The sequence below is a fragment of the Rothia sp. HMSC072E10 genome, from assembly GCF_001813965.1.
In the GTDB taxonomy this organism is placed as follows: Bacteria; Actinomycetota; Actinomycetes; order Actinomycetales; family Micrococcaceae; genus Rothia; species Rothia mucilaginosa_A.
Genome location: NZ_KV814470.1, coordinates 1 through 1,395 on the forward strand (window position 1 = coordinate 1; position 1,395 = coordinate 1,395).

The following is a 1,395-nucleotide window of genomic DNA, read 5'->3' on the forward strand; positions in this document are numbered from 1 at the left end:
TAGTCTTGACTCACCAAACCAACATTTGCCAACAAGTCATCAGGTGATATGTCCTGTACCGGTTTATCTCCAATGAGGATGTCTCCACTGGAGGGCTTAAGCATGCCCATAAGTGCATTTACTAGGGTTGTCTTTCCCGATCCGCTGGGCCCGACAATACCAATCATCTGCCCGGGACCAAAAGTGAGATTGATGTTTTTAAGAGCTAAAGAATCAGCTTTTGGATACTGGATAGCAAGATTCCTAATGGAAACGCTGCAGATTTCGGGGTAGGTATCGGCAACCGAATTTTTCTGCTTGGGCTGTGCGCTAGAAATAAACTTTCGATATATATCAATTGCGTTTGACCCCGCTGCCATCGAGCTAAGGTCGCTTCCCATCGAGCCAAGCGAGACTATAGCCGAGGTAATACCTATAACAGCTCCAGCAAGAGCACCGGGAGCCGGCACCGAGGCCGCTAGAAAAATAAGGGCTAAAGCTAGCAATGCAGCGCTTATAAAACCAACAATTGTATATATTCTGAGGATGTAACGAGCTAGGCCAATTTCCTCCTCACCGGATTTTTTCCGTTCTTGATTAGCACGATGCGCAAAGAACGACCGAGCATTAAGAATTGCAAGCTCACGAGCAGTAGTTATTTGTGCAATCTGGTTAGTGCTATGCCATGCGTTGTAGCTATATGAATATATTTTTTCCATTGCCTCAGCATTTTTACTCGAATAGAGATGTGACATCAAGGCAACAGGAATCATGCCTGCAAGCATGCAGAGTGAAGCATATACATTGATCTTTCCTACGGAATAACTAAGGGCTCCCGTCGAAAAAATGATGAATATCAGAGCACCCATAGTGGAAACTTGAGATCCTAGACTCCCCCCTGTCACAGCTTCATGAGCTGCCCTTGATGAGCGAGCATAATCACCACTCGCGATTTCCTGAGAAGAACAAGTCGCCAGACGAGAAGATACATTCTGAATACCTGTACTTGACATTCGAGAATTTAGAATCATACGCAGAGAGTCTGATGCTTGTCCCAGGGCAATGTATCCTGCCAGCACAAAACTAACCCCCAGAGCTAGCGGAAGCACTTCATCCTGGCTCTGACCCAAATGCTCAACAAGTCTAGTGACAGCCTCCATCTGCAGAGCAGGGAATAATGATAGGCACACAACAGACGCTAGATAGGAAACGGTCCATACGGGGTGATTTCTGAAAGCATAAACCACGGACCAAACAGTATTAGCCATAATCTTACGCATCTTTATAGCCCCTTTCAGCAGAAGTTTTGCGCCCTGCAGAATCTTCAGAGATCTGATTTTTGAAAATTTCCATAAACTTTCCCTCTGCCTTCAGTAGCTCCCGGTAGGTTCCTTGCTCCACCACACACCCACCATC

The 1,395-nt window shown here is 46.0% G+C and carries 1 protein-coding gene; it reads right to left on the minus strand.

Annotated features, from left to right (window positions below):
- Positions 1-1,247 (minus strand): ATP-binding cassette domain-containing protein (locus tag HMPREF2944_RS09075; RefSeq protein ID WP_210398443.1); only part of this gene is annotated, 1,247 nt, incomplete at its 3' end.
- Between the last annotated feature and the right edge of the window lie 148 nt (positions 1,248-1,395).